Origin of the sequence: Pseudomonas plecoglossicida NBRC 103162 = DSM 15088 (assembly GCF_000730665.1) — a bacterium.
GTDB lineage: Bacteria > Pseudomonadota > Gammaproteobacteria > Pseudomonadales > Pseudomonadaceae > Aquipseudomonas > Aquipseudomonas plecoglossicida.
This window is the reverse complement of sequence record NZ_BBIV01000009.1, coordinates 101,800-128,542: the sequence shown is the minus strand read 5'-3', so window position 1 is coordinate 128,542 and position 26,743 is coordinate 101,800. Positions and strand designations below refer to the sequence as shown.

23 protein-coding genes are annotated in these 26,743 nt (G+C 61.7%); 12 read left to right on the top strand and 11 right to left on the bottom strand.

The features are described 5' to 3' along the window. Nucleotides 1-84: 84 nt before the first annotated feature. The 7 genes from PPL01S_RS06930 (at nucleotide 85) to pdxJ (ending at nucleotide 7,597) form a co-directional block, all read left to right on the top strand. Nucleotides 85-1,488 (top strand): DegQ family serine endoprotease, encoded by a 1,404-nt coding sequence (locus tag PPL01S_RS06930; protein WP_415639433.1) that lies wholly within the window; start codon nucleotides 85-87, stop codon nucleotides 1,486-1,488. A gap of 182 nt (nucleotides 1,489-1,670) precedes the next feature. Further along, on the top strand, nucleotides 1,671-3,470 hold the full coding sequence (gene lepA, locus PPL01S_RS06925; RefSeq protein ID WP_028625460.1) for a translation elongation factor 4: 1,800 nt from the start codon (nucleotides 1,671-1,673) through the stop codon (nucleotides 3,468-3,470). Between the two features lie 5 nt (nucleotides 3,471-3,475). Next, nucleotides 3,476-4,330: a signal peptidase I gene (lepB, locus tag PPL01S_RS06920; protein WP_016395641.1), complete on the top strand. Its 855-nt coding sequence runs from the start codon at nucleotides 3,476-3,478 to the stop codon at nucleotides 4,328-4,330. 161 nt (nucleotides 4,331-4,491) lie between these two features. Further along, nucleotides 4,492-5,181 carry a ribonuclease III gene (gene rnc, locus PPL01S_RS06915; protein ID WP_016395642.1) on the top strand — a complete coding sequence of 230 codons (690 nt, stop codon included), beginning with the start codon at nucleotides 4,492-4,494 and terminating at the stop codon, nucleotides 5,179-5,181. After that, complete coding sequence (gene era, locus PPL01S_RS06910; protein ID WP_016395643.1) at nucleotides 5,174-6,076, top strand: GTPase Era; 903 nt, start codon at nucleotides 5,174-5,176, stop codon at nucleotides 6,074-6,076. Before rnc ends, era begins: the two co-directional genes overlap by 8 nt. Nucleotides 6,077-6,129: 53 nt before the next feature. After that, on the top strand, nucleotides 6,130-6,813 hold the full coding sequence (recO, locus tag PPL01S_RS06905; protein ID WP_016395644.1) for a DNA repair protein RecO: 684 nt from the start codon (nucleotides 6,130-6,132) through the stop codon (nucleotides 6,811-6,813). A 61-nt stretch (nucleotides 6,814-6,874) separates the two neighbouring features. Continuing rightward, a complete protein-coding gene (pdxJ, locus tag PPL01S_RS06900) occupies nucleotides 6,875-7,597 on the top strand; it encodes a pyridoxine 5'-phosphate synthase (protein WP_153670549.1) in 723 nt (240 codons plus the stop codon). 78 nt (nucleotides 7,598-7,675) lie between these two features. Here pdxJ and PPL01S_RS06895 read toward each other — a convergent pair whose 3' ends face one another. The 5 genes from PPL01S_RS06895 to PPL01S_RS06875 all read right to left on the bottom strand — a co-directional run bounded on the left by PPL01S_RS06895 (nucleotide 7,676) and on the right by PPL01S_RS06875 (nucleotide 12,094). After that, nucleotides 7,676-9,058: a heavy metal sensor histidine kinase gene (locus PPL01S_RS06895; RefSeq protein ID WP_028625459.1), complete on the bottom strand. Its 1,383-nt coding sequence runs from the start codon at nucleotides 9,056-9,058 to the stop codon at nucleotides 7,676-7,678. Next, a complete protein-coding gene (locus tag PPL01S_RS06890; RefSeq protein WP_016395646.1) occupies nucleotides 9,058-9,729 on the bottom strand; it encodes a heavy metal response regulator transcription factor in 672 nt (223 codons plus the stop codon). Before PPL01S_RS06890 ends, PPL01S_RS06895 begins: the two co-directional genes overlap by 1 nt. A 186-nt stretch (nucleotides 9,730-9,915) precedes the next feature. Then, the gene (cmoB, locus tag PPL01S_RS06885; protein ID WP_016395647.1) at nucleotides 9,916-10,872 is read right to left on the bottom strand and encodes a tRNA 5-methoxyuridine(34)/uridine 5-oxyacetic acid(34) synthase CmoB; all 957 of its coding nucleotides are present in this window, start codon (nucleotides 10,870-10,872) and stop codon (nucleotides 9,916-9,918) included. Further along, nucleotides 10,869-11,612, bottom strand: coding sequence for a carboxy-S-adenosyl-L-methionine synthase CmoA (gene cmoA / locus PPL01S_RS06880; protein ID WP_016395648.1), 744 nt, complete (start codon nucleotides 11,610-11,612; stop codon nucleotides 10,869-10,871). The genes cmoB and cmoA overlap by 4 nt, the downstream gene beginning before the upstream one ends. 89 nt (nucleotides 11,613-11,701) lie before the next feature. Next, a complete protein-coding gene (locus PPL01S_RS06875; protein ID WP_016395649.1) occupies nucleotides 11,702-12,094 on the bottom strand; it encodes a protease inhibitor I42 family protein in 393 nt (130 codons plus the stop codon). 206 nt (nucleotides 12,095-12,300) lie between these two features. On the opposite strand from PPL01S_RS06875, the gene PPL01S_RS06870 reads away from it, so the two are divergent. The 3 genes from PPL01S_RS06870 (at nucleotide 12,301) to PPL01S_RS06860 (ending at nucleotide 15,506) form a co-directional block, all read left to right on the top strand. Continuing rightward, nucleotides 12,301-13,464, top strand: coding sequence for an alpha-xenorhabdolysin family binary toxin subunit A (locus tag PPL01S_RS06870; RefSeq protein ID WP_016395650.1), 1,164 nt, complete (start codon nucleotides 12,301-12,303; stop codon nucleotides 13,462-13,464). A 12-nt stretch (nucleotides 13,465-13,476) separates the two neighbouring features. Then, on the top strand, nucleotides 13,477-14,466 hold the full coding sequence (locus PPL01S_RS06865) for an alpha-xenorhabdolysin family binary toxin subunit B (protein WP_016395651.1): 990 nt from the start codon (nucleotides 13,477-13,479) through the stop codon (nucleotides 14,464-14,466). Between the two features lie 71 nt (nucleotides 14,467-14,537). Further along, nucleotides 14,538-15,506, top strand: a complete 969-nt coding sequence (locus PPL01S_RS06860) for a hypothetical protein (RefSeq protein WP_016395652.1) — start codon at nucleotides 14,538-14,540, stop codon at nucleotides 15,504-15,506. Between the two features lie 31 nt (nucleotides 15,507-15,537). Here the strand turns inward: PPL01S_RS06860 and lon are convergent, their stop codons facing one another. The 4 genes from lon to PPL01S_RS06840 form a co-directional block, all read right to left on the bottom strand. Next, complete coding sequence (gene lon, locus PPL01S_RS06855; protein WP_016395653.1) at nucleotides 15,538-17,961, bottom strand: endopeptidase La; 2,424 nt, start codon at nucleotides 17,959-17,961, stop codon at nucleotides 15,538-15,540. 224 nt (nucleotides 17,962-18,185) lie between these two features. Continuing rightward, entirely contained in the window at nucleotides 18,186-20,597 is a 2,412-nt protein-coding gene (locus tag PPL01S_RS06850) for a glucose/quinate/shikimate family membrane-bound PQQ-dependent dehydrogenase (protein WP_016395654.1), read from the bottom strand. Nucleotides 20,598-20,625: 28 nt separating this feature from the next. Further along, nucleotides 20,626-21,960, bottom strand: coding sequence for a carbohydrate porin (locus tag PPL01S_RS06845; protein ID WP_028625458.1), 1,335 nt, complete (start codon nucleotides 21,958-21,960; stop codon nucleotides 20,626-20,628). Nucleotides 21,961-22,239: 279 nt separating this feature from the next. After that, nucleotides 22,240-24,273, bottom strand: coding sequence for a TonB-dependent receptor (locus PPL01S_RS06840; protein ID WP_028625457.1), 2,034 nt, complete (start codon nucleotides 24,271-24,273; stop codon nucleotides 22,240-22,242). 168 nt (nucleotides 24,274-24,441) lie between these two features. Between PPL01S_RS06840 and PPL01S_RS06835 the strand changes: the two genes are divergently transcribed. Both PPL01S_RS06835 and PPL01S_RS06830 read left to right on the top strand, forming a co-directional pair. Then, nucleotides 24,442-24,663: a VF530 family protein gene (locus PPL01S_RS06835; RefSeq protein ID WP_016395657.1), complete on the top strand. Its 222-nt coding sequence runs from the start codon at nucleotides 24,442-24,444 to the stop codon at nucleotides 24,661-24,663. Nucleotide 24,664: 1 nt separating this feature from the next. Further along, the gene (locus PPL01S_RS06830; protein WP_016395658.1) at nucleotides 24,665-25,306 is read left to right on the top strand and encodes a Pr6Pr family membrane protein; all 642 of its coding nucleotides are present in this window, start codon (nucleotides 24,665-24,667) and stop codon (nucleotides 25,304-25,306) included. Nucleotides 25,307-25,363: 57 nt separating this feature from the next. Here PPL01S_RS06830 and PPL01S_RS06825 read toward each other — a convergent pair whose 3' ends face one another. Then, nucleotides 25,364-26,119 carry a siderophore-interacting protein gene (locus PPL01S_RS06825; protein ID WP_016395659.1) on the bottom strand — a complete coding sequence of 252 codons (756 nt, stop codon included), beginning with the start codon at nucleotides 26,117-26,119 and terminating at the stop codon, nucleotides 25,364-25,366. Continuing rightward, nucleotides 26,112-26,657 carry a PadR family transcriptional regulator gene (locus PPL01S_RS06820; RefSeq protein WP_016395660.1) on the bottom strand — a complete coding sequence of 182 codons (546 nt, stop codon included), beginning with the start codon at nucleotides 26,655-26,657 and terminating at the stop codon, nucleotides 26,112-26,114. Before PPL01S_RS06820 ends, PPL01S_RS06825 begins: the two co-directional genes overlap by 8 nt. Nucleotides 26,658-26,743 lie beyond the last annotated feature (86 nt).

Below are 26,743 nucleotides of genomic sequence, written 5' to 3'. Positions count from 1 at the left end.
CTGCTTTTGCAGGGGCCTCTTGCTAACTACGCTCGTTGTGACGGGAGCCGTATGTCAATACCACGCTTGAAATCCTACCTATCGATGTTCGCCGCCGTGCTGATGCTCGGCCAGGTGCTCAGCGCCCAGGCCGAGGAAGCCCTGCCGGACTTCACCACGCTGGTCGAGCAGGCCTCGCCGGCCGTGGTCAACATCAGTACCAAGCAGAAGCTGCCAGACCGCATCGCTTCCGGGCAGATGCCGGACCTCGAAGGCCTGCCGCCGATGTTCCGCGAGTTCTTCGAGCGCAACATGCCGCAGCAGCCGCGTTCGCCGCGCGGCGATCGCCAGCGTGAAGCGCAGTCGCTGGGGTCGGGCTTCATCATTTCCAGCGACGGTTACGTGCTGACCAACAACCACGTGGTCGCCGACGCCGACGAAATCATCGTCCGTCTGTCCGACCGCAGCGAGTTGCAGGCCAAGCTGGTCGGCACCGACCCGCGCACCGACGTGGCCTTGCTCAAGGTCGAGGGCAAGAACCTGCCGACGGTCAAGCTGGGCGACTCCGAGAAGCTCAAGGTGGGCGAGTGGGTGCTGGCGATCGGCTCGCCGTTCGGCTTCGACCATTCGGTGACCAAGGGTATCGTCAGTGCCAAGGGGCGCACCCTGCCCAACGACACCTACGTGCCGTTCATCCAGACCGACGTAGCCATCAACCCGGGCAACTCCGGCGGCCCGCTGTTCAACATGAACGGCGAAGTGGTGGGGATCAACTCGCAGATCTTCACCCGGTCGGGTGGTTTCATGGGCCTGTCCTTCGCCATTCCGATCGACGTGGCGATCGATGTTTCCAACCAGCTGAAGAAAGACGGCAAGGTCAGCCGTGGCTGGCTGGGCGTGGTGATCCAGGAGGTCAACAAGGACCTGGCTGAATCCTTCGGCCTCGACAAGCCGGCCGGCGCGCTGGTGGCCCAGGTGCTGGAAGACGGCCCTGCAGCCAAGAGCGGCCTGCAGGTGGGCGACGTGATCCTCAGCATGAATGGCCAGCCGATCGTCATGTCGGCCGACTTGCCGCACCTGGTCGGCACGCTGAAGGATGGCGAAAAGGCCAAGCTGGAGATCATCCGCAACGGCAAGCGCCAGAACCTGGATGTGACCATTGGCGCGATGCCCGATGACGACGCCGATATCGGCACCGGCAGCAGTGCCGAAGGCAGCGCCGAGCGCAGCAGCAACCGCCTGGGCGTCTCCGTTTCGGATTTGACCGCCGAGCAGAAGAAATCGCTGGAACTCAAGGGCGGTGTGGTCATCAAGGAAGTCCAGGATGGCCCGGCGGCGATGATCGGCCTGCGTCCGGGTGACGTCATCAGCCACCTGAACAACCAGGCGATCGCTTCGGCCAAGCAGTTCACCGAAATCGCCAAGGACTTGCCGAAGAACCGTTCGGTGTCGATGCGCGTGCTGCGTCAAGGGCGCGCGAGCTTCATCACCTTCAAGCTGGCTGAATAAGCGGCTTCGAGGGAGGAAAGGGCAGCTTCGGCTGCCCTTTTTCATGAGATTTCACAATTCCACTGGGTAATCGCTGTGTACTGTGCGACAGAGGAATCTCCCATATCCTTGCGGCTTGAGGTACAATTCCCGGCTATTTTTCGGCGGGCGTTCCGGCTCGCAGCCTTTTCGAGTGTTGACCCGTGAGTGATTTGAGTCATATCCGCAATTTCTCCATCATCGCCCACATCGACCATGGCAAGTCGACGCTGGCCGACCGTTTCATCCAGATGTGCGGTGGCCTGTCGGCACGCGAAATGGAAGCCCAGGTCCTCGATTCCATGGACCTTGAGCGTGAACGCGGTATCACCATCAAGGCCCACAGTGTCACGCTGAACTACAAGGCGCAGGACGGCAAGGTCTACCAGCTCAACTTCATCGACACCCCCGGCCACGTCGACTTCACCTATGAAGTCTCGCGCTCGCTGGCGGCCTGTGAGGGTGCCTTGCTGGTGGTGGATGCCGGCCAGGGCGTCGAAGCCCAGTCCGTTGCCAACTGCTACACCGCCATCGAGCAGGGCCTGGAGGTCATGCCGGTTCTGAACAAGATGGACCTGCCGCAGGCCGACCCGGACCGCGTCAAGGACGAGATCGAGAAGATCATCGGCATCGACGCCACCGACGCCGTGGCCTGCAGCGCCAAGAGCGGCATGGGCGTGGACGAGGTGCTCGAGCGCCTGGTACAGACCATCCCTGCGCCGGAAGGCGACATCGACGCGCCGTTGCAGGCGCTGATCATCGATTCCTGGTTCGACAACTACCTGGGCGTCGTCTCGTTGGTGCGTGTGCGTCACGGCCGCGTCAAGAAGGGCGACAAGATCCTGGTCAAGTCCACTGGCAAGCTGCACCTGGTCGACAGCGTCGGCGTGTTCACGCCCAAGCACACCCAGACCGCCGATCTGAAAGCCGGTGAAGTGGGCTTCATCATCGCCAGCATCAAGGACATCCACGGTGCACCGGTAGGTGACACACTGACCCTGTCCACCACCCCTGAAGTCGAAGTGCTGCCGGGCTTCAAGAAGATCCAGCCGCAGGTCTACGCCGGCCTGTTCCCGGTCAGCTCCGACGACTTCGAGGACTTCCGCGATGCCCTGCAGAAGCTGACCCTGAACGACTCGTCGCTGCAGTACATGCCGGAAAGCTCCGACGCTCTGGGCTTCGGCTTCCGTTGCGGCTTCCTCGGCATGCTGCACATGGAGATCATTCAGGAGCGCCTGGAGCGCGAATACGACCTGGACCTGATCACCACCGCGCCGAGCGTGATCTACGAGCTCGAACTCAAGACCGGTGAAACCATCATCGTCGACAACCCGTCGAAGCTGCCGGATGTGTCGGCAGTCGCCGATTTCCGCGAGCCTATCGTCACTGCGACCATCCTGGTGCCGCAAGAGCACCTGGGCAACGTCATCACCCTGTGCATCGAGAAACGTGGCGTCCAGCGCGACATGCAGTTCCTCGGCAGCCAGGTGCAGGTGCGCTACGACATGCCGATGAACGAAGTGGTGCTGGACTTCTTCGACCGCTTGAAGTCCACCAGTCGCGGCTATGCTTCGCTGGACTATCATTTCGATCGCTACCAGTCGGCCAACCTGGTCAAGCTGGATGTACTGATCAACGGCGACAAGGTCGATGCCTTGGCATTGATCGTGCACCGCGACAACGCGGCGTACAAAGGCCGCGCGTTGACCGAAAAGATGAAGGAACTGATCCCTCGGCAGATGTTCGATGTGGCGATCCAGGCAGCCATTGGCGGCCAGATCATCGCGCGGACCACGGTCAAGGCGCTCAGAAAAAACGTACTGGCCAAGTGCTACGGCGGTGACGTCAGTCGTAAGAAGAAGCTGCTGGAGAAGCAGAAGGCCGGTAAGAAACGCATGAAACAGGTCGGCAACGTGGAAATTCCACAAGAAGCCTTCCTCGCCGTGCTCAGGTTGGATAGCTAGGTCCTATGTCGCTAAATTTCCCGCTGTTGCTTGTCATCGCCGTAGCCGTCTGCGGCCTGTTGGGCTTGATCGACCTGCTGTTCCTGGCCCCGCGCCGGCGGGCGGCGATCGCCACCTACCAGGGTAGCGTCAACCAGCCAGAAATGGCCGTGGTAGAGCGCCTCAGCAAGGAACCGCTGCTGGTGGAGTATGGCAAGTCGTTCTTCCCGGTGCTGTTCATCGTGCTGGTGCTGCGCTCGTTCCTGGTCGAGCCGTTCCAGATTCCGTCGGGGTCGATGAAACCGACCCTGGAAGTGGGCGACTTCATCCTGGTGAACAAGTTCTCCTATGGCATTCGCCTGCCGGTGATCGACAAGAAGGTCATCGAGGTCGGTGACCCGCAACGCGGCGATGTAATGGTGTTCCGCTACCCGAGCGACCCGAACGTCAACTACATCAAGCGTGTGGTTGGCCTGCCGGGTGACAAGGTGAGCTATACCAGCGACAAGCGGTTGTTCGTCAATGGCCAGCCGATTGCCGAGCAACTGATCGGCGCCGAGCCGGGCACCTTGGGCAGTGCCCAGCTGTACAAGGAGAAACTCGGCGAAGCCGAGCACCTGATCCGCAAGGAAATGACCCGTTATCGCATGCCGCCGGACCAGCAATGGACCGTGCCGGCCGGCCATTACTTCATGATGGGCGACAACCGCGACAACTCCAACGACAGCCGTTACTGGGATGACCCGAACATTCCCAAGGAACTGCACGGCATGGTTCCCGACCGGAACATCGTCGGCAAGGCTTTCGCGGTGTGGATGAGCTGGCCAGAGCCAAAACTCAGCCACCTGCCCAACCTGTCGCGGGTTGGCCTGATCCATTGATACCTATCGGCGCTGTCCTGCAGACAGCGCCGAATGCATTTCTGACATAGGCTGTGTTCTCAAGGACCGAGAGATTCGCCGCTCGCTGCGTCGGACCACAGCCCAACAGTCTTTCAGGATGTTGATTTGAACAACGCGTTGAATAACCCACGGGTGGCTGCATGACTGCTCCCCTTGCCCGTCTCGAGCGCAAGCTCGGCTACACCTTCAAGAACCAGGACCAGATGCTGCTGGCCCTGACCCACCGCAGCTATGCCGGGCGCAACAACGAGCGCCTGGAGTTTCTCGGTGACTCCATCCTCAACTTCGTCGCCGCCGAGGCGCTGTTCGAGCGCTTCCCGCAGGCCCGTGAGGGCCAGCTGTCGCGCCTGCGTGCCCGCCTCGTCAAAGGCGAGACCCTGGCCCGCCTGGCCCGGGGCTTCGACCTTGGCGAATACCTGCGCCTGGGCTCCGGCGAGCTCAAGAGCGGCGGTTTTCGCCGTGAATCGATCCTGGCCGATGCCCTGGAAGCGCTGATCGGTGCCATCTATCTGGATGCCGACATGCAGACCGCGCGCGAGCGCATCCTGGCCTGGCTGACCGACGAGTTCGACAGCCTGACGCTGGTCGACACCAACAAGGACCCGAAAACCCGCCTGCAGGAATTTCTGCAGTCGCGTAGCTGCGAGCTGCCACGTTACGAGGTGGTGGACATCCAGGGCGAACCGCACTGCCGCACCTTCTTCGTCGAATGCGAAGTGGTGCTGCTGAACAACAAGAGCCGTGGCCAGGGCGTTAGCCGGCGTATCGCCGAGCAAGTCGCTGCCGCCGCCGCATTGATCGCCCTGGGCGTGGAGAATGGCAATGACTGAGAACAATTCGACCCGCTGCGGTTATGTGGCCATCGTCGGCCGTCCCAACGTGGGCAAGTCGACCCTGCTCAACCACATCCTCGGCCAGAAGCTGGCGATCACCTCGCGCAAGCCGCAGACCACCCGGCACAACATGCTCGGCATCAAGACCGAGGGTGACGTGCAGGCGATCTACGTCGACACCCCGGGCATGCACAAGGCCAACGACAAGGCCTTGAACCGTTACATGAACCGTAACGCTTCGGCGGCCCTGAAGGACGTCGACGTGGTGATCTTCGTGGTCGACCGCACCAAGTGGACCGACGAGGACCAGCTGGTGCTGGAGCGCGTGCAGTACGTGACCGGCCCGCTGATCATCGCCGTCAACAAGACCGACCGCATGGAAGAGAAGGCCGAGTTGATCCCGCACCTGCAGTGGCTGCAGGAACAACTGCCGAACGCTGAAGTGATGCCGATTTCCGCGCAGCAGGGCCACAACCTGGAAGCGCTGGAAGCCCAGATCGCCAAGCACCTGCCGGAAAACGACCACTTCTTCCCGGAAGACCAGATCACCGACCGCAGCAGCCGCTTCCTCGCCGCCGAACTGGTGCGTGAGAAGATCATGCGCCAGTTGGGTGCGGAGCTGCCGTACCAGATCACCGTGGAAATCGAAGAGTTCAAGCAGCAGGGCCACGTCCTGCATATCCATGCACTGATCCTGGTCGAGCGTGATGGCCAGAAGAAGATCATCATTGGTGACAAGGGCGAGCGTATCAAGCGCATTGGTTCTGAAGCGCGCAAGGACATGGAGGTGCTGTTCGACTCCAAGGTCATGCTCAACCTCTGGGTCAAGGTCAAGGGCGGCTGGTCCGACGACGAGCGCGCACTGCGTTCGCTGGGCTACGGCGACCTGTAATCCCCCCAAAGGCCCGGATTTCTCCGGACCTTTGCCTTTCCAGGCCATTTCCCATGGAACAACCTGTCGGCCAGCCGGCCTATGTCCTGCACAGCCGTGCCTACAAGGAAACCAGTGCACTGGTGGACTTCTTCACGCCGCAGGGCCGCCTGCGGGCGGTGCTGCGCCGTGCGCGGGGCAAGGGTGGCAGCCTTGTGCGACCGTTCGTACCGCTGGAAGTGGAACTGTTCGGCAAAGGTGAGCTGAAGAACGTCAGGCGCCTGGACACCGTCGGTATTGCCGCCTGGCTGCATGGCGACGCGCTGTTCAGCGGCCTCTACCTCAATGAACTGCTGATGCGCCTGTTGCCCGCCGAGGCGCCGCAGGCAGAGCTGTTCGAGCATTACGCCCTGACCCTGCAGGCATTGGCCGAGGGCGGGCCACTGGAGCCACTGCTGCGTTCGTTCGAGTGGCGGCTGCTGGAAGACCTGGGCTACACCTTTTCGCTCAGCCACGACATCAATGACGACCCGGTCGAGGCCGAAGGCCTGTACCGCTTGCGGGTCGATGCCGGCCTCGAGCGCGTGTACCTGGCCCAGCCTGGCCTGTTCAATGGTACCGAGCTGTTGGCCCTGGCCCAGGCCGACTGGGCAGCACCCGGCGCCTTGCTCGCGGCCAAACGCCTGATGCGCCAGGCGCTGGCGGTGCACCTGGGGTCCAAACCCCTGGTCAGCCGCGAACTGTTTCGCAAGCGCTGAGCTCGTCGTATGCTGTGTGGCTAAATCCTCAGGAGAGCCTTTCGTGACTCACAGCAACCGCATGCTTCTTGGCGTCAACATCGACCACGTGGCGACCCTGCGCCAGGCCCGCGGCACACGCTACCCCGACCCGGTGAAAGCCGCGCTGGATGCCGAAGAGGCGGGCGCAGACGGCATCACCGTGCACCTGCGCGAAGACCGCCGGCACATCCAGGAGCGCGACGTGGTGCTGCTCAAGGACGTGCTGCAGACGCGCATGAACTTCGAGATGGGCGTCACCGAAGAAATGATGGCTTTTGCCGAAAAGATCCGCCCGGCGCACATCTGCCTGGTACCGGAGACCCGCCAGGAGCTGACCACCGAGGGCGGCCTGGATGTGGCCGGCCAGGAGGCACGGATCAAGGCCGCGGTGGAGCGCCTGTCGCGCACCGGCGCCGAAGTGTCGCTGTTCATCGATGCAGACGAGCGGCAGATCGAGGCCTCGCGCCGGGTCGGCGCGCCGGCGATCGAGCTGCATACCGGTCGCTATGCCGATGCCGAAACCCCAACCGAGGTGGCTGAAGAGCTCAAGCGCATCGTCGATGGCGTGGCGTTTGGTGTAGGGCAGGGGCTGATCGTCAATGCTGGTCACGGTTTGCATTACCACAACGTGGAAGCGGTGGCGGCGATCAAGGGCATCAATGAACTGAACATAGGTCATGCGCTGGTGGCCCATGCGCTGTTCGTCGGCTTCAAGGCGGCGGTGGCCGAGATGAAGGCGCTGATCGTCGCGGCTTCGCGCTGATCATTGCTGGTCTGTACCGGCCTCATCGCCCTCTGTGGGAGCCGGCTTGCCGGCGATGAGGCCAGTACAGACAACAACCTATTCGGCGCGAAACACCAGGGAAAAGCGAGTAGGCCCGGTGGGGCTGCTGTTCACCTCGACCCGCCCCACGTGCAGTTCCATGATCGACTTCACGATCGCCAGCCCCAACCCCGTCCCGCCTTCCAGTCGTGAACGCCCCGACCCCGCCCGGTAGAACCGCTCGAACAACCGAGGCAGATGCTCATCGGTTATTCCCGGCCCTTCGTTCGCTACCCAAAGCCAGACCTCATCGCCGCGCCGCTCGATGCCCAGATTGACCTCACGGCCCGCCGGGCTGTGGCGGATGGCATTGCTCAACAGATTCGACAGCGCGCGCTGGAACATCAGCCGGTCGGCCAGGGCAGTCCCCCAGCCTTTGAGCTGCAGCGTCAGCCGCTTGTGTTCGGCGCTGAAGGCAAACAACTCGAGTACCTGCTGCGCTTCGTCAGCCAAAGCTAGCGGCTTGAGTGCCAACTGCGCCTGGGGCTGGCTGACCTGGGCGAGAAAGAGCATGTCGTTGATGATGCGGTTCAGGCGGGTCAGCTCTTCGATGCTGTCCGCCAGGACCTCCCGATAGTTCTCGCTGTCACGCTCACGGGCCAGGGTCACCTGGGCCTTGCCCATCAGGTTGCTCAAGGGCGTGCGCAGCTCGTGGGCCAGGTCATCGGAAAACTCCGAGAGCTGGCGTACGCCCTGATCCAGGCGGTCGAGCATCACGTTGATGCCGGTGGCCAGCTCGGCCAGTTCCAAGGGCAAACCCTGCGCGGGCAGCCGGTGCTGCAGGTCCTGGGCGGAAACCCTGCCGGCGATGCGCCTGAAGTGGCGCAGCGGCCTCAAACCGCGTTGCATCAACCACCACGCCCCTGCACCGATAAGCATCAGCAGCAACGGCAGGGCCAGCAAGGTCGAATGCAGGTAAGCCTGCAGGAGGTCATTGTCGTCTGCGCGGTTGAGCGACATCATCACCCGCACCGGGGTGTCGTCGCGCAAGCGCATTTGCCGGGTTGCCGTGAGCATCTGCTGGCCAGTGCTGTCCCGCCACTCGTGGAAGCCAAGACGGGCGTCTGTGGAAAGCTCGCCCACCTGTGATTCCAGGGCCGGGCCGAGGCTGAGCAGTTGCGGGTGACGGCCATCCAGGCTGAGCACGCTCAGGCTCAGGTTGTCGTGCCCCATCACCAGGTCGAGCAGCGGATGGGCGCGGCTGCCCAGGTCTTCGCTACGCAGGTCGACCCGCAGGTTGTGCTCCACTTGCAACATCTTGCGCGCCAAGTCCTTGCGGGCGCGGCTGTCGAGCTCGTGCTCGAGGGCGAACACGGCCAGGCAGGCCAGCAACAGCACCAGCGCCGCGCCCATCAGGGTGACGCCCAGGCCAAGGCGCAGGGACAGGCTGGCCTGATGCATCAACGTGCTTCCAGGACGTAGCCCACACCGCGCAGCGTGTGGATGAGCTTGTCGTCGAACGGATCGTCTATCTTGGCGCGCAGACGTCGTATGGAAACTTCGACCACATTGGTGTCGCAATCGAAGTTCATGTCCCACACCAGCGAGATGATCTGTGTGCGCGACAGTACCTCGCCGCTCTGGCGCATCAACAGGTGCAGCAAGGCGAACTCCTTGGCGGTCAGGTCGATGCGTTGCCCGGCGCGGTAAGCGCGGTGGCGGCCTGGGTCCAGTTCCAGGTCGGCGACGCGCAGGGTGGTGGGCTGCAACTGCTGGTCGTTGCGGCGCAGCAGGCTGCGAATGCGTGCCAGCAGTTCGGGAAACTCGAACGGCTTGAGCAGGTAGTCGTCGGCACCGAGGTCCAGGCCCTTGACCCGGTCGGCCAGTCGGCCGTGGGCAGTGAGCATCATGATGCGGGTGGGCGACTCCGCGCGAAGGTGCTGCAGCACGCTCCAGCCATCGAGTTCCGGCAGGTTCACATCGAGGATGATCAGGTCGTAAGGCTGTTGGCGTGCCAGGTGCAGGCCGTCGGTGCCGGTGTGGGCGCAGTCGACCACGTAGCCGTTTTCGCGCAGGCCCTGTTGCAGGTAGTCGGCAGTACGCAGTTCGTCCTCGATGATCAGCAGGCGCATGGGGGCTCGGAGTGTATGAAAAGGGAAGATTTTCGACCCTGTAGGGGCTTCAGGGTCAAGAGCTTACGTCAGGAACGCGGCAGGGTGGCGCAGATAACGGATTTGTAATCCAGCCGTTATCTGGGTGTTCGCTTGGGCATGAATTTCAGCACAGCTGGGTACGGGCGCCCCTTGGGGCGCCTTTGCTCACTTGCGCGCCAGCAGCGTCGCCCGGCGGGGGGCAGGCAGGCCTTCGACGGTCTTGCTGTGGTCGTTCGGGTCGAGGAAGTCGCCGAGCGATTGATAACGCATCCACTCGGTGCTGCGTTGCTCCTCGACGCTGGTCACGCTGACATCCACGCAGTGCACGTCGCTGAAGCCCGCACGCCGCAGCCAGCGCTCCAGGGCAGGCACCGAGGGCAGGTACCAGACATTGCGCATCTGCGCGTAGCGGTCTTCGGGGACCAGCACCTGTTGCTCGTCCCCCTCGATCACCAATGTCTCCAGCACCAGTTCGCCCCCTTTGACCAGGCAATCCTTGAGCGCCAGCAGGTGTTCGATTGGCGAGCGGCGGTGATAGAACACGCCCATCGAGAACACCGTGTCGAAGCCTTCGAGATTGGCGGGCAGGTCTTCCAGGGCGAACGGCAGGTGCCAGGCAGGCAGCTCGGGCAGGTACTGCTGCACCGCCTGGAACTGGCAGAAGAACAACCAGTTGGGATCGACGCCGATGACCATGTCGGCACCGGCACCGAGCATGCGCCACTGGTAGTAGCCGTTGCCGCAGCCGACATCGAGCACGCGCTTGCCCTTGAGGTCGAGATGCGGGCCTACCCGCGACCACTTCCAGTCCGAACGCCATTCGGTGTCGACATGCACGCCGAACAGGTCGAAGGGCCCCTTGCGCCATGGCGAAAGCCCCATCAGCGCATCGCGCATGCGCGCGCGGGTGGTGGCGTCGCAGTCGCAGTCCAGGCGCAGGCCATCGACCAGGTCGACCTGGCTGGGTTGCAGATCAGGCAAGGCGTCGAGCGCGCCGCGCCAGCGGTCGAGGTCGCCGTGGCCTTTTTCCAGCTTGGCGTCCAGTTGCGCTTGCAGGCCTTGGGACCAGGAAGCCAGGGGCGTGCCCGCCAGGCGGCGGACGAGGGGGGACAGATCGATCATGGCAGGGCTATCAACGAGGCAAAGTTAAGGCATTGGAACCACGGCACCACCTTGCTGAAGCCTGCTGCGCGCAATCGCTCGGTGTGGGCCTGCAGGGTGTCGGGCTTCATCACGTTCTCGATGGCACTGCGTTTCTGGGCAATTTCCAGTTCGCTGTAGCCATTGGCACGTTTGAAGTCCAGGTGCAGTTCATTGAGCAGGGTCTGTTCCTCTTCGTCGGCGAAACGCAGTTTCTCCGACAGGATCAGCGCGCCACCAGGCAGCAGGGCCTGACGGATGCGGCCGAGCAGCGCCAGGCGTTGCTCGGGTGCGATGAACTGCAGGGTGAAGTTCATTGCCACCACCGAGGCAGGCTCCAACGGCAGGGCCAGGATATCGGCTTCCAGGACCTGCACCGGTAGCAGTTCCTGGAACATCGAATCTTGTGCGGTGAGGTACTGGCAGCAGCGCTCGACCATGGCCGCCGAATTGTCCACCGCGATGACCCGGCAGCCATCAATGCGTACATGGCGGCGCAGCGACTGGGTGACGGCGCCCAGCGACGCGCCCAGGTCATACAGCGCCGTGTTCGGCTGGGCAAAGCGCGCAGCCAGTACACCAAGGTTTTCGACGATGGTCGGGTAACCGGGCACCGAGCGCTTGATCATGTCCGGGAACACGCGCACCACATCTTCGTTGAACACGAAGTCGGGCACTTGCTCCAGAGGCTGGGCGAAAAGGCGGTCGGGTTGTTTGCTCACGGTGAATCCAGGCGGCTGACAATAGGCAGGGCCGGCATTCTAGCCAAACCGCGCCCAGGATGCATGGTTGGCTGACCAGCGCTGTGCGTTCAATTGACCCGGATGGCGCAATCGAAGGTCTGCACCGGGCGTACTTCCGGGGCCCAAGGTTGCTGGTAGACCAGCACCAGATGGCCTTCACCATTGGCTCTGGCTTCGAAACGCCAGGTGGAAACGCCTGCGCTACCGACGATGCCGGCCTCTTCTGGCGAACTGTAAACCTCGGAGCCGATGCTGCGCAGGATAGGTGAAGCCGGGTTCTGTACCAGCCAGCGGTAACCGGTGGAAGGGTTGCTGGGCAGGCTCAGGGTAAGGGGCTGGCCCACTTCCAGGCGCGTGGGGCATTCGCTTTCCGCATCCAGTTCTACAGGCTGCCTGGGGTGCTGGGCGCAGGCAGAGAGCAGGGAAAGGGACAAGGGAATGAGCAGGCGATGGGCAGTCATGGTGGCTCCTGGGGCTGACAATGGCCAGAGCATAACTGAAGGGAACGGGGTTTTGTGTTGCCGCGGGTTGTCCTGCTCCCATCAACTCATGAACTTGTTGCACTGGGCAGGGCGGGAAAGCTTGCAGTCTGACGGCGTTGATAGGCGTACCTTAAGTTTGCCTCTCGGAACCGAGCTGTACGGTCACTAAGCGAGAGGTAACAATCATGAGTGCAGAACACGTCAACTATGAGGCGTTGTCGGAGCAAGCAGCAAGTTTGCCCGGTGACTTGGTCTCCGCCATGGCCGAGCGTGATGGGCCGAATGAGGGCGGCTTGACACTTACTCGAGAGCACATCATCACCATCAATCAATACGTCAATCATGTTTTCGCGCTGCCCAGCGAACTTGAAAATATTGAACGTTGGTTAGGGTACAAGAAAATCGCAGATCCAGAGCTGATGCCCAGCAAATGGGAGGCGCTTTTCCAGTTGCTGCGTACCCATGCGGGTCAATGGTCAGCGCTTTCCGACAACAGCAAGAAACTTTCCAGTGAGTTGGCGAGTACGGCGGTCTCGATCGATGCCAGTGGCAAGGTCATCACCGAAGAGTGCAAACGTATCAAAGCGTTGGGCAATGAGGTTGCAACCTGGGAAAAAGTGGCACTGGAAACGCCGGTGGCGCTTAGCAGTGATGACAAGCGGACGGTAACCCAGCTGGTCGAATACATGGAAGTGCTGAGAGAAGATGTTGTCAGATATGCAAGTCGAGTGGACAGCGTAAAGTCGCAGACCAGCGAGTGGCGCAACGAAATAAAATTCAAGCTGATTCCGGAGCTGGCGCAAAAAAACAATGCGCTAGAGAGGGAGTTGGCAAGTGGTGAAACTCAGCAACTGCGAAAAGATCTGGCAGACCTGGATGAGGAGATAGCGACCCTGCGCAAAGAGTATGACAATTACATCAAGGGTGTGATAGGGAGCGCCGCGGCGGGGCCGATCGGGCTTCTTGTCGGTGGTGCCATATATGGTGCCAAGGCTGAGAAAGCCAGGAAGGAACGCAAGAAACGAGAAGACGAGCGCAAGGCGGTGGCCAGGAAACTGGAAGCCCGCGTAAAAATGGAGGGCAGCCTCAGGCAGTTGGACCAGTTTGTAGATGACCTGGATTTTCGTTTGGCCAGTGTGCTGACGGCCGCGGCTCATCTACAGACAGCCTGGGATACAGTGGATAGTTACATTGTCGCGTCCATCGATAAGCTCGGTAAGTTGACAGATAATCAGTCGCTTGCGCGGTTCATGATTTATTTTCGACAGTTTCTTGGGCAGTGGAGCAGTATCGAGAAAACGTCAAGGCAACTGACTGTTATTTTTGATGAAGCGGCAGCAGCTAAATAAGAGGCGTTAAAAATGAACGACAATGTATCTTATCTGTCGGGTGGAAAATTGCCAGACGTACAAGCCATGAACATGGCAGTCAGTGCATTTCTTGGTGTGTTTCAAAAACAGCAATTCGCATTCCAACCTACGCTTCATGATTTGATCAAGCGCCATGCCAGCCTCCTGGATGAAAATCAGAACAACGTAAGGTTGGGTTTGAAAGCGCTGCTTGCGCAACTTTCTGATGAACCGCTTCAACTCGTCCTCGAAGGCTTGGAAAAGGGTGACGATGCCGACTTGCTGAGCCTTGCACAAGAGTTGCGCGATGACGTGCTGACGCCGCTGGCGAGTGTGATCAACTGTTTGAAAGCGGATTGTGACGGTTTTTCCTCTCTGCCAACGATTGATGGCAGCACGGAGCGTAGTCGTCTGGAAAAGAACGGGACAGCGCTTCAAGAAGAGATTGGCCGCTTGAGCAAGCTGGTAGAGGACGAACAAAAAAAGCGTGCAACCTTGTCGGATGCGATCGAGGCTCTGGAGGCTAAGGAGGTAAAGCTTGACCTCAGTGGTCTCGTTCCTACGTCGGAACAGTTGAGCGCGCTTGCAGTTCCCGGCGCCGAGGCAAAATTGGCGCTTGATGCTGCAACCAAAGCGATGAAGGACCTTGAAAAAATGATGGGGTCCCTCCTTGAGGGTATGCAGTATTCGGAGCTGCAGGAGCGCCGCCGTGAAGTGATAAAAAGGGTGGCTGATCTCGAACGTGAAGTGAGCGATAAATCCAGGCAAATAAAAGAAATTGAGCGCCAACAGACAATGCTGGATGTAATTCCGGAGCTTTTGGCATATGCCGCGGGTTGGGTTTCCACTGTGCGGGCAATCATTGGATCGCTGGAAGGCCAGTGCGCAAGACTGAAAGGAGCGTCAATCGCGGATGTTCAGGATGTTAATAAACTGAATGCACTCTTCGCCGAGATTCTAAACTATAACAAAAGCCTGTTGGGCCTGATAAGCAAGGCGTGATGAACCGCTCTCCAGCTGCCGGGTAACAGCCCGGTGGCGGGGGGATTCTTACAGTTCCATGGGGCGACGGTATGGCAGGTGAATCTGACGCGTTTGATGACGCTTGGGCAGGAAAACATCAGAAGATCGTCGAGGCCTTGCGAGAGCTTGGTGGCAGGAAAGATGTGCCATTTCTGGTGGCGCAAGAAACGTTGTGGTTGTTGGATGGCTATGGACTAACGGTGTCGATGTTACCGGATACGGTGCCGCAGACTGAGCAGTACCTGGCTTACACTTATATAGAAGAGCCTGAGCTGCTTCCGGCAAAGATGCTTGAATTGTTTAAAGCATTGAAAGAGCACGCCGGTGGTTGGTCCCGCGTGCGGGTGGGTAGTAAAGCTGTCGCTCAAGACCTGATCGTATTTGCCGACAGTATTCAGACTCAAGGGACTGAGGTAATGGGTTATGCGGGAAAAACCAGCGCACTGGGGCCGAACGCGGAAAAATGGGAGCTATCCGGGTCCCCCGCGGCGATTGAAGTTCAGGATAAAGCTATTTTGTTGAAGATGGCGTCTTCGTTTGAGGCGCTCAGGGCACCTGTGGAGCATTTCAAGGCTTCCCTTGAACACGTCTACTCCGACTTGGCCGCATTTCGAGATGAGGCGAGATTCAAACTGAGACCAGCAGTGCAGGAGAAAATCAGAGCGCTTGATCGTCTGGTACGTGCCTATAAATCAGAGCAAAGATTGGCGGATGACCCCAACTCCGTAAGCTATGGGCGTGTGGCCGCTGGCCTCCCCGGCGCGCAATTGAAAGTGACCTTTCATAAATTGGAAGCGAGTCTTTCCATCAATATATCCGGAACCGCTTCCATTCACTCGGCCTGGCAAGGAATGGATGCGTACCTTGAACAATCGGAGCAGCATTTGGTGAGCATGCAAACCCAAGAGGAACTTGCCGATTTCATGATTCGATACAAGATTTTTCTGGTGCAATGGGCTGGTATCAAGACGTTTGCGCAGGAACAGCTTTCGGCATTTGATTCAACTCGACAAGTGTGAGCCTGGCGGGCGCTGAGGCCCGCCAGATGGGTCAGTTGAACAAGATCTTCGCGACATCCGCAAAGCGCTTGGCGAAATGAACGGTTATGCCTTCGCGCAGGTAGTCGGGCAACTCCTCATAATCCCCCCGGTTCGGCTCCGGCAGGATCAGCTCGAAGATTTTCTGTCGACGTGCCGCAATCACTTTCTCGCGCACCCCGCCAATGGGCAGCACCTGGCCGGTGAGGGTCAGCTCGCCGGTCATGGCCACGCCTTTCTTCGGCACCTGGTCCCGGGCCAGTGACAGCAGTGCGCTGGCCATGGTGATGCCGGCACTCGGGCCGTCCTTGGGCGTGGCGCCTTCGGGGACGTGCAGGTGAATGAACGCCTCGTTGAAGAAGACAGGATCACCGCCAAACTGCTTGAGGTTGGAGCTGACGTAGCTGTAGGCGATTTCAGCAGACTCCTTCATCACGTCGCCCAACTTGCCGGTGAGTTTGAAGCCGCGGTTCAAGGTGTGAATGCGGGTCGCTTCGATCGGAAGGGTGGCACCGCCCATGCTGGTCCAGGCCAGGCCCGTGATGACACCCTTGCCGGCCAGCACTTGTTCACTGCGGAACACCGGCATGCCCAGGGCGGATTCGAGATCCTTGGTGCCGATCTTGAGCTTGGCATCCGGGTCTTCCAGCAGTTTGACCACGGCCTTGCGCACCAGCTTGCCCAGCTGCTTCTCCAGCTGCCGCACGCCGGCCTCGCGGGCATAGCCCTCGATCACGGTGCGCAGGGCACTGTCGCTGATGCTCAGGCTGGTCTTGGCGACACCGGCCTTGTCCAACTGCTTGGGCCACAGGTGGCGCTTGGCGATGGCCAGCTTTTCTTCGGTGATGTAGCCGGACAGGCGAATCACTTCCATACGGTCGAGCAAGGGCCCGGGTATCGAGTCCAGGGTGTTGGCGGTGCACACGAACAGTACCTTGGAAAGGTCCAGGCGCAGGTCCAGGTAATGGTCGAGGAAATCGACGTTCTGTTCCGGGTCGAGGGTTTCCAGTAGCGCCGAAGCCGGGTCGCCCTGGTAGCTCTGGCCCATCTTGTCGATTTCGTCGAGCATGATCACCGGGTTCATCACCTCGACATCCTTCAACGCCTGCACCAGCTTGCCCGGTTGGGCACCAATGTAGGTGCGACGATGGCCCTTGATCTCAGCTTCATCGCGCATGCCGCCGACACTGAAACGGTAGAAAGGCCGGCCAAGGGATTCGGCGATGGACTTGCCGATGCTGGTCTTGCCCACCCCGGGCGGGCCTACCAACAGGACGATGGAGCCGCTGATCTCGCCCTTCCAGGCGCCCACGGCGAGGAATTCGAGGATACGTTCCTTGATGTCGTCGAGGCCGGCATGGTGCTGGTCGAGCACCTTGCGTGCGTGTTTGAGGTCGAGTTTGTCCTTGCCGTAAATACCCCAGGGCAGGACGGTGGCCCATTCCAGGTAATTGCGGGTAACGGCGTATTCGGGCGAGCCGGTCTCGAGGATCGCCAGCTTGCCCATTTCTTCATCGATACGCTTCTTGGCCTGGTCCGGCAAGGTCTTGCCCTGCAGGCGCTGCTCGAACTGTTCGAGGTCGGCACTGCGGTCATCCTTGGTCAGGCCCAGCTCCTGCTGGATGACCTTGAGCTGTTCCTTGAGGAAGAACTCACGCTGGTGCTCGCCGATCTGTCGGTTGACCTCGGCGGAGATCTCGTTCTGCAGGCGCGCGACTTCGACTTCCTTGCGCAGCATCGGCAGGACTTTCTCCATGCGCTTGAGCATGGGCACGCAATCGAGCACTTCCTGCAACTGATTGCCGGTGGCCGAAGTCAGTGCGGCGGCGAAGTCGGTGAGCGGTGAAGGGTCGTTGGGACTGAAGCGGTTGAGGTAGTTCTTCAGCTCTTCGCTGTACAACGGGTTGAGCGGCAGCAGTTCCTTGATCGCATTGATCAGGGCCATACCGTAGGCCTTGACCTCGTCGGTCGGCTCGGCCGGTTGGCGGGGGTACTCGACTTCGACCAGGTACGGCGGGCGGTGGTGTTTGAGCCAGGTGCGGATGCGCACTCGGGTCAGGCCCTGGGCGACGAACTGCAGTTTGCCGTTCTCGCGGCTGGCGTGGTGCACCTTGACCAGAGTGCCGTACTGCGGGAGGGCGGAGGTGTCGAAGTGACGGTGGTCTTCCGGCGGGGTGTCCATGAAGAACAGCGCCAGTGAGTGATGCGGGGTCTTGGCCACCAGGTCGAGGGTTTCGGCCCAGGGTTCTTCGTTGACGATCACCGGCAACACCTGGGCCGGGAAGAACGGGCGGTTGTGGATCGGGATCACGTAGACCTTGTCCGGCAACTGCTGGCCGGGCAGGGCGAGGGCGTGGCCGGGTTCGGTCTGGGTATCGAGATGTTCGGCTTCGCTGTGCTGTTCGGGTTGTTCCGGGAAATCCTGCTGGTCGCTCATGGGGCACCTGCGTGAATGACTATGGTGCTTAGATGGGGCGCGGGGGGATGGGTTTCAATGGTAGACGAAGGGCGCAGGAGGGGCAGTGCGGGTCGTCTGGGCCGGCCTCACCGCCGGCAAGCCGGCTCCCACAGGTTCTCCACTTGCCTTGAAAACAGTGGAGGACCCTGTGGGAGCCGGCTTGCCGGCGATGGCGGCGGTGGCTTCAGCGCCGCAGCTAAGGGTTACTCAGCCAATTTGTAAGCGATGATGTAATCGCCCATGCGGGTCCCCAGCGATCCATGGCCGCCGGCGACGATCAGCACGTACTGCTTGCCGTCCTTGCCGGCGTACGTCATCGGCGTCGCTTGGCCACCCGCAGGCAGGCGCGCCTTCCACAACTCCTTGCCGTCGTTCACGTCATAGGCGCGCAGGTACTGGTCGAGGGTGCCGCTGAGGAAACCGACGCCACCGGCGGTGACGATCGAACCCCCCATGCTCGGCACGCCCACGGGCAGGCCTATCGGTACCGGGGTGCTGTCACGGGTGGTCCCGTTCTTGCGCTTCCACACTACCTTGTTGGTGAACAGGTCGATGGCTGCCACGTAGCCCCAGGCCGGCGCCTGGCACGGTACGCCCAGCGGCGACATGAACGGGTGCATGGTGACCGCGTAAGGTGCGCCGGTGTTAGGTTGCACGCCACTGGTCTCGCTTTCGCGCTTGCTGCCAGCGGCCACCTGTTCACGCGGCACCATCTTCGACACGAACGCCATGTAGTTGGGCGAGGTGAACAGCAGCTGGCGAACCGGGTCGACCGACACGCTGCCCCAGTTGAACACGCCGACGTTGCCCGGGTAGACCAGCGAGCCTTGCTCGGATGGCGGCGTGTACTGGCCTTCGTAGCGCAGTTCACGGAACTGGATGCGGCACAGCATCTGGTCGAACGGGGTCGCACCCCACATGGCCTGTTCGGTCAGTTCCGGGCCGAGCAGGTTGAGGTCGGAGCGGGCCTGGGTCGGCGCGGTGCGGTCTCCCTTGACTGCGCCCTGTGGCACCGGGATCTCGCGGATCGGCACGATCGGCGTGCCGTCACGGCGATCGAGCACGTACAGGCTGCCCTGCTTGGTTGGCACGATGATCGCCGGCTTGACGCCGTCCTTGGCCTTCAGGTGCACCAGGGTCGGCTGGCTGCCGACGTCCATGTCCCACAGGTCGTGGTGGGTGAACTGGTAGTTCCAGCGGGCCTTGCCAGTGGCAAGGTCCAGGGCGACCACGCCGGCACTGTACTTCTCGGCACCTGGAGTGCGGTCGGCGCCGTACTGGTCGGGCGTCTGGTTGCCCAGCGGCAGGTAGACCATGCCGAGGTCTTCATCGACGCTGGCCAGCGACCACATGTTGGCCGAGTTGCGGCTGTAGGTCTTGCCCGGCGCCAATGGCTTGGTGTCGTCCGGGTTGTTGCTGTCCCAGTTCCAGACCAGGCGGCCATCGTGCACGTCGTAGGCGCGGATCACGCCGGAGGGCTCGTTGGTCGACTCGTTGTCGGTGACATGACCGCCGATGATCACCAGGCTGCGGGTGATCGCCGCGGGTGAGGTGGAATAGTAGCCGCCGGCGGTGAACGGGCCGATGCCTGTGGTCAGGTCGATCGCGCCCTGGTTGGCGAAGCCTTCGCAGACCTTGCCGTTGTCGGCGTTGATGGCGATCAGGCGAGCATCGGCGGTGGGCAGGTAAAGGCGGCGTGGGCAGGCCAGGGCCACGGCCTGGCCTGCGTCGGAGACTTTCGGTGCCGGGCTGCCGTCGCGGCTGACGTAGGCGTTCTCGTCATAGTACGAGACCCCGCGGCAGGTCATGTGGGCAAAGCCTTTGAAGGTGCCGACCAGTGTCTTGATCTGCGGGTCGAAGCGCCAGATCTCGGCGCCGGTATCCGGGTCGAGTGCCAGCACCTTGCTGTGGGCTGTGCAGGCGTAGAGCATGCCGTTGGCTTTGAGCGGGGTGTTTTCGTTGGTCAGCTCGACCGGGTCGTTATCGGTCGGCAGGTCACCGGTGCGGATACGCCAGGCCTCTTCCAGGCGGTAGGCGTTCTGCGGGGTGATCTGGCGCAACGGTGAATAACGGTCGCCATGTTCGGAGCGGCCATAGGCCTGCCAGTCGCCGTCAGGCATGGCCGGCGCGGCGCTGCCCATTTCGCTGTTTTCGCGGCCGAGTTCGCCGAACACTTCACCGGGGTGGGTAAACTGGCTGCCCAGCGCGCAGGCGCCGGACGCCAGGACAGCCACGCTGAGCAGCGCCGTGTTGGCCTTGTTGGCCGGGCCGATCAACGGGCGCCGTGCCCAGGGCAGCAGCAGGACCACGCCAATGGCGAACCACAGGGCCAGGCGCGGCACCAGCTGCCACCAGTCCAGGCCCACTTCCAGCAAGGCCCACGCGGTGCTGCCCAGCAGCACCAGGCCATACAGGCCAAGGGCGATGCGGCGCTGGGCCAGCAGCAGGATGCCCGACAGGGCAAAGCCGATGCCGGCGATCAGGTAGTAAAGCGATCCGCCGACCTGGCTCAGCTTGATCCCGCCGGCTACCAGGCCCAGGCCCATCAGCAACAGCAGTACGCCCATCAGGCGCGGTAGCCAGCGGCTTCCATTCTCGGCACCGTCAGTGCTCATCGTATGTTCTCCGTTAGGTTGAAAATTGTCAGAACGTGCTCTGGATCTTCAGGCCGCCGACCACGGCATCATCGACCTGCGACACCCCACCCGGATGGCGGATGTACTGCAGGTTCGGACGCACGGTAAACCAGTCGGCCAGGTGAATGCCGTAATAGAGTTCAGCGCTGTATTCGGTGTCCTGCACCGGCAGGTAGCCCGGATCGTCGTAGTCGTCGAGCCCGGCTGCCTCATTGGCCAGGCGGGCATTCTTGCGATAGGCGGGATTGACGTGCACGCGGGCGAGGGCGAAGCCGATATCGTCCTTGGCGCGGGCGTCGAAGGGGCCCTTGAATAGCAGTCCTGCCTGAACATAGTTGTCGATGGCATTGGTCTTCTTGTCGTGCACCGTGGCGTTGGCGAACAGGCTCAGCCCGCGCGATCGGTCGGATGCCAGCGATGTGACCTGCTGCTGTGCCCCGATCCACAGGCCGTGTTTGCTCGAACTGCTGCGGTAGGCGGCGCCACTGATGGCGGCCGGCTGGCCGTTGCTGTCCTTCAGCACATCCTGTGCCTTGGCATTACTGTAGTAGTAGCCGGTGCGATATTCCCCTTTCAGGCCATTGACCGTCGGGCTCCAGACCAGTTCGACCGGCATCACGGCGCCCTGCGTGCCGCTGCCGCTGAGCTTGAAACCATTGCCGGATTCGAGGTTGGAGGGGTTCTGTTCGAATACGCCGACCTGCGCGTAGAGTGTGTCATCGAGGTTGTAGCGCACTCGCAGGGCCCATTGGCTGACTGGCCAGTTGTACCAGACGCTGCCGGCCCAGTTGCCCACCTGCGAGCCGCAGAAGGCCAGGTTCTGGAAGTCGCAGGGGAAGCTGTTGAAGTCCTCACCTTCGCCGAAACGGCCGAATTTCACATCGAGGGTGCCGTCGAAGTATTGCTGCTTGATCCACATCTGCGTGAGTCGCCAGGTTTCGCCTCGGCCCCAGACTTCCTGGGCGGAGGTGAAGCCCCCGACACGCGGATCGTTGATGCGGTCGTTGCTGATGTTGTCGCCGTGGCGCTCGGTGATGGTCAGCTGCAGTTCGGTGTCTTGCCAGCCGAGGATCTTTTCCAAGTCCAGGTGGCTGCCGAATGTGAATTGGTCGCTGTAGCGCGCAGTGCGATCGTGGTCATGGCCGCCGTGCAGGTTGCTGCCCATTTCGCCGGTGTAGCCGAGGGTGAAATCGTAGCCTTGTTCCAGCAGTTCGCTGCGGGTTCCGCCCCAGTCGCCCAGCATCCAGGGGGAATCGCTGGCGAAGGGTTCGCTGGCAGCGGCGGCAGTCGTCAGCGCGCCGAGGGCAAGGCCGATGTAACAGGGTTTGGGCAGTTGGAGCATGAGGTAGCGCTATCTTCTGATTATTGAAAAAACGGCAAGCGCATCGAAGGTTGGGCCTTCAATGAATATGGCGACAAGATGGTTGAAGTGAAGCGTTTCAGCTTGCAATGGGGAGGATATAGGGGAAATTGTAAGAAAAAAAGACAGATTGTCGCAGTTCATTGTTGCCGAGGGAGTAACAATCAACTGTCTCTACAGCCCAACGCCGGCAAGCCGGCTCCCACAGGTACCCCACATGACCGTGGAAGCCGGCTTGCCGGCGATCGGCTTCAAAGGTGATCAGAAGGTAGTCCGCAACCCTACTTCGACACTGCGCCCAGGCGCTGGCGCGATGTCTCGCAGGATGGAGCTGGCATAGCGCACGGTCTGGTCCGTCAGGTTCTCGCCGCGCACGAAGGCCAGCCACTGGCTCTGGCCAACGTCGAAGCGGTAACCGACGCTAGCACCCAGCGTGGTGTAGCCCTCGGTATCGGTCTCGTTGGCTGGCGCGCGATGCTGCGAAGCGGCATGTTGCACATCGATCCGCGCCTGCCAGCGCTCCAGCGCCCAGACCAGGCCACTGTTCACGCGTAGCGGCGCGATGCGTGGCAAAGGCTCGCCGCTGTCGAGGTTCTTTGCCCGGGTGTAATCGCCAGACAGTTCAAGGGCAAAGCTGCCAAGACGGTTTTCCAGCAGCTGCCAGCGGTCCTGGGCTTCGATGCCATAGAACTGTGCCCGCACGCCTTGATACTGATACTCGGGCAAATCACCGTGATCATGGTCGTGATCCTCGTCGCCATGCTCGTGACCTTCACGCAGATTGCCGGTGCCGATCAGCCCGATGTAGTTGCGAAAATGACTGTAGAAGACGCCTACGCTGCCTTTGTGTGCGCCGTTGTCGAAGCGCAGGGCCAGGTCGGCAGAGAGGGCCTTTTCCTTGCCCAGGTTCGCATCGCCGACCTCGAACGCCCCGGTGGCGACGTGAGGGCCATTGGCGTACAGCTCGTAGAAGGTTGGCGCGCGCTCGGTGTAGCCAAGGTTGGCGGCCAGCGACCAGACGGGGTCGAGCTGGTACACCGCCCCCGAAGACAGGCTGTAGGCGTTGAAACTGCTGGCGCTGCTTGCGTCGCTGAAATTTTCGTTGCCCTTGGCATCCGGGTCCACCCGCGTGTGTTCCAACCGGGCCCCAAGGCTCAGGCCAAGGCGTTCTGTGGCTTGCCATTGCTCCAGCAGGAACAGCGCAAGGCTGTCGGTATCGGTATGTGGAACGAAAGCTTCCTCACCCAGCGCCGAAAATTCGTTGCGGCTGACCTGGGCGCCGATCACGCCCTCGAGGGGGCCCATCGGTTGATGGCGGGCCTCGATTCTGGCCTCGTAGCCTTTGTTCCTGAAGGTCGTGTGGACCTCACCGCTTTCGATCTCGCGGTGTTGATAGTCGGTGTAGCCGGCATCGACCTTGAGTGAGCTGAACGGGCCGTCCAGGTCGCGCAGTTCCGAGGCGAATCCATAGTGGTCCTGCTGCATGTCCAGGCGCACGCCGGGTTCGGCGACCGAGCCGTAGTTGCTGTCGTAGCGGCTGTAGGACATGCCGGTGTAGCCATGATCCCAGTGGTAGGCGCCACCGATCGCGCCGCCATCCTGGCGACCGTCGCTGTTTTCCAGGCGGTGCTTGCTACCCGGTTCGTCGGCACTGCGCACGTTCGAGCTGCGTGCATGGCCTGGGATGCGCAGGTCGTTGAACTGGCGGCTGTTGGCGTCCAGGTGCAGGGCAAAGGCACCGTCGCCGACCTCCAGTTTGCCGGCGCTGCTGCGGGTGGTATCGGCACCGCCGTAACGCAGTTCGCCCGCACCTTGAATGCCCTCCACCGGCGCGTCCGGAATACGGTTGTCGAAGGTGTTGACCACGCCACCGATGGCGTTGCCGCCATACATCAAGGCGGCAGGGCCGCGGACGATTTCCACGCGCTCGACGGTCACCGGGTCAAGCGCTACGGCGTGATCGTAGGACAACGACGAGGCGTCCAGTGCGCCCACGCCGTTTCGCAGGATGCGAATGCGATCGCCGTCAAGGCCGCGGATGACCGGGCGACTGGCGCCAGGGCCGAACCAGGTGGAAGCGACACCGGGCTGTTTGTTCAAGGTTTCGCCGAGGCTGCCGTGTTGCTGTTGCAGCAGATCGTCACCTGTCAGCACGCTGCTCGGCGCAGCCAACTGGCGGCTGCCCAAGGGGTTGGCGGTGATGACCTGGGGTTCGAGTTCGACGGCCTGGCTGGGCGAGCTGGCAAGCCACAGGGCGACCGTGAAGGGGGAGAGGCGTAGCGGGATGTGCAGCATGGGGCTGTGACGTTCCTTGGCAGTTGCTTTTGTGTTGTTACAATATAACGTCACTATTTCAGCACAGAGCTTTTGCCCCTGGCCAGCGGTTTTTTGCAGGCTGCGGGAGGCCCGCCCAGCACTACACTCGTGTAAGGTGCGCATCTTTTTCCACGCTGGAGCACTGGCATGAGCACGGGCCAACACAACGCGCTGCACGGCAAGACCCTCGAACAGATCCTCACCGAGCTGGTGGCGCACTACCAATGGCAGGGGCTGGCCGAGCGTGTGGACGTGCGTTGCTTCAAGAGCAACCCGAGCATCAAGTCGAGCCTGACCTTCCTGCGCAAGACGCCCTGGGCGCGGGAGAAGGTCGAGCAGCTCTACGTGAAACTGCAGCGCCAGGCCTGACATGCCGCATCGTCCCTGGTTGGCGCTGGTGGCCGTGCTGGGCTGGCTGGGCCTCACGGTGCAGGTCTACCTGGTGTTGCTCGCGCGTTGGCAGGAACAGGCCAGCCTCATCGGTGGCCTGATCAATGTGTTCGGCTACTTCACGGTGCTGACCAATACCCTGGTGGCGACCGTCGTGAGCTATGCGGCGTTCGGGCGGGAGTCGAGCGCCAGGCGTTTTTTCCTGTCGCCTGCGGTCAGTTCGGCAGTGGCTGCCAGCATTGTCCTGGTGGCCCTGGCCTACAGCGTGTTGCTGCGGCATCTCTGGCAACCCGAGGGTTGGCAATGGCTGGCGGACGAATTGCTGCACGATGTGATGCCGACACTGTATGTGGTGTTCTGGTGGTTCGTGGTGCCCAAGGGCAACCTGAGGCTTCGGCACCTGGCGGCGTGGGCGTTGTACCCGGCGGCGTATTTCGCCTACGCGCTGTGGCGGGGCGATGAGATCGGGGTCTACCCCTATCCGTTCATCGATGTGGCGGAATTGGGGTATGGGCAGGTGATGCTCAACGCGCTGGGAATACTGGCGGGGTTCTGGGCAATCAGCCTGGTGCTGCTGGGGCTGGATCGGTGGAAAGGGCGGCGGGGGCACACCTTTGCATAGCCTGTAGTGGCCCTATCGCCGGCTTGCCGGCGATAGGGCCAGAGCAGACAGACGAGATCACTCATCGTCCGCAGTACCTTCCACGCGCCAATAAGCCGCAGCCTTGAGCGCATCTTCCGCAACTCCCTTCTCCAGCAACAGTGCCTTGGCCTGCCGGGTCAGCGATTTCTCCAGGGCAACCCAGCTGTAAAGCTTCCCTCCAGGCAAGCCCAGCCCCTTCAGCAACCCCAGCAAATCCTCATCGCGCTTCACCCAGATCACTTCGACCTGTGCCCGGCTCGGCAGCGGCTGGCGCTCCTGCTCATCCTCGATCTGTATGACCGCCAATACCTGGCGACCCGCCGGCAGTTCCTCGAGACGGCGGCCGATGGCCGGAATGGCCGTCTCGTCACCCACCAGCAGGTAGCTGTCGAAGATATCTGGCACCACCATCGACGCGCGCGGCCCGGCGATGTTCAGTATCTGCCCCTGGGCAGCCTGCGCCGCCCAAGTCGAGGCAGGGCCATCGCCGTGCAGCACGAAGTCGATGTCCATTTCGTTGGCGCTCAGGTCGATGCGCCGTGGCGTGTACTCGCGCATGGTCGGTCGCACGGCGCCGTCGCGGCGCAGGTTGCCGGCTTCGATGGCCTGCTGCTCGGCCGTTTCGGCGAACAGCAGCTTGATGTGGTCGTCACTGCCGAGGCTGGTGAAGCCCTTAAGCTGCGCGCCACCCAGCGTGATGCGGCGCATGCGTGGGGTCAGCTCGGTCACGCGCAGGACCTGCAGGGAACGTTGGCGAATTTCGTGGTTGACGCGGTGAATGCTGTCACTCATGGGTGGTCTCCGTAACGGGGGCGGCCGGCCCTGACGCGATGGCCTTGGCCGTATCGTTGAGCAGGTTGCGTACCCGCTGGATTTCTTCCGGGGTCCAGTGGCCGCTGTGCATGTGCAGGGCGTGGCGCAGGTTGCCGACCGCTTCATGGATCTCGGGCGGACGGTCGTGGCCACGCAGGGCTCGCTTGCTGACTTCGATGCGCATGCGCATGCCGTCGAGGGCCACCGCCTGTTCGGCGAGGGCGTGGCGGCCGGCTTCGGTGATGGCGTACAGGCGTTTGCTGCCTTGCACCTGGCCGCTGATCAGCTCGGCTTCCTCGAGGAAGTTCAGGGTCGGGTATATCACCCCGGGGCTTGGCGTGTAGCTGCCTTCGAACAGGTTCTCGATCTTGCGGATCAGGTCGTAGCCGTGGCCCGGTTGCTCGGCCAGCAGTGAGAGCATCAGCAATTTCAGGTCGCCCGGGGCGAATACCCGTGGGCCGCGCTCACCACGGCCGGGCCTGCGTTCAAAGGGGTCATGGGCGTGATGATCGCGCATGATTGGGGGGCTCCATCGTTTAGATATATCGAAAGATATTACGCAAGATATATCTAAAGACAACCCCTCAAATGCAGATGATTATC

Bases quoted from the DNA above. Each gene is read 5' to 3' on its own strand.
- PPL01S_RS06930 (WP_415639433.1), top strand. From the start codon at position 85: ATGTTCGCCGCCGTGCTGATGCTCGGCCAGGTGCTCAGCGCCCAGGCC.
- lepB (WP_016395641.1), top strand. From the start codon at position 3,476: ATGTCGCTAAATTTCCCGCTGTTGCTTGTCATCGCCGTAGCCGTCTGC.
- rnc (WP_016395642.1), top strand. From the start codon at position 4,492: ATGACTGCTCCCCTTGCCCGTCTCGAGCGCAAGCTCGGCTACACCTTC.
- era (WP_016395643.1), top strand. From the start codon at position 5,174: ATGACTGAGAACAATTCGACCCGCTGCGGTTATGTGGCCATCGTCGGC.
- recO (WP_016395644.1), top strand. From the start codon at position 6,130: ATGGAACAACCTGTCGGCCAGCCGGCCTATGTCCTGCACAGCCGTGCC.
- pdxJ (WP_153670549.1), top strand. From the start codon at position 6,875: ATGCTTCTTGGCGTCAACATCGACCACGTGGCGACCCTGCGCCAGGCC.
- PPL01S_RS06895 (WP_028625459.1), bottom strand. From the start codon at position 9,058: ATGCATCAGGCCAGCCTGTCCCTGCGCCTTGGCCTGGGCGTCACCCTG.
- PPL01S_RS06890 (WP_016395646.1), bottom strand. From the start codon at position 9,729: ATGCGCCTGCTGATCATCGAGGACGAACTGCGTACTGCCGACTACCTG.
- cmoB (WP_016395647.1), bottom strand. From the start codon at position 10,872: ATGATCGATCTGTCCCCCCTCGTCCGCCGCCTGGCGGGCACGCCCCTG.
- PPL01S_RS06875 (WP_016395649.1), bottom strand. From the start codon at position 12,094: ATGACTGCCCATCGCCTGCTCATTCCCTTGTCCCTTTCCCTGCTCTCT.
- PPL01S_RS06870 (WP_016395650.1), top strand. From the start codon at position 12,301: ATGAGTGCAGAACACGTCAACTATGAGGCGTTGTCGGAGCAAGCAGCA.
- PPL01S_RS06865 (WP_016395651.1), top strand. From the start codon at position 13,477: ATGAACGACAATGTATCTTATCTGTCGGGTGGAAAATTGCCAGACGTA.
- PPL01S_RS06860 (WP_016395652.1), top strand. From the start codon at position 14,538: ATGGCAGGTGAATCTGACGCGTTTGATGACGCTTGGGCAGGAAAACAT.
- lon (WP_016395653.1), bottom strand. From the start codon at position 17,961: ATGAGCGACCAGCAGGATTTCCCGGAACAACCCGAACAGCACAGCGAA.
- PPL01S_RS06850 (WP_016395654.1), bottom strand. From the start codon at position 20,597: ATGAGCACTGACGGTGCCGAGAATGGAAGCCGCTGGCTACCGCGCCTG.
- PPL01S_RS06845 (WP_028625458.1), bottom strand. From the start codon at position 21,960: ATGCTCCAACTGCCCAAACCCTGTTACATCGGCCTTGCCCTCGGCGCG.
- PPL01S_RS06840 (WP_028625457.1), bottom strand. From the start codon at position 24,273: ATGCTGCACATCCCGCTACGCCTCTCCCCCTTCACGGTCGCCCTGTGG.
- PPL01S_RS06835 (WP_016395657.1), top strand. From the start codon at position 24,442: ATGAGCACGGGCCAACACAACGCGCTGCACGGCAAGACCCTCGAACAG.
- PPL01S_RS06830 (WP_016395658.1), top strand. From the start codon at position 24,665: ATGCCGCATCGTCCCTGGTTGGCGCTGGTGGCCGTGCTGGGCTGGCTG.
- PPL01S_RS06825 (WP_016395659.1), bottom strand. From the start codon at position 26,119: ATGAGTGACAGCATTCACCGCGTCAACCACGAAATTCGCCAACGTTCC.
- PPL01S_RS06820 (WP_016395660.1), bottom strand. From the start codon at position 26,657: ATGCGCGATCATCACGCCCATGACCCCTTTGAACGCAGGCCCGGCCGT.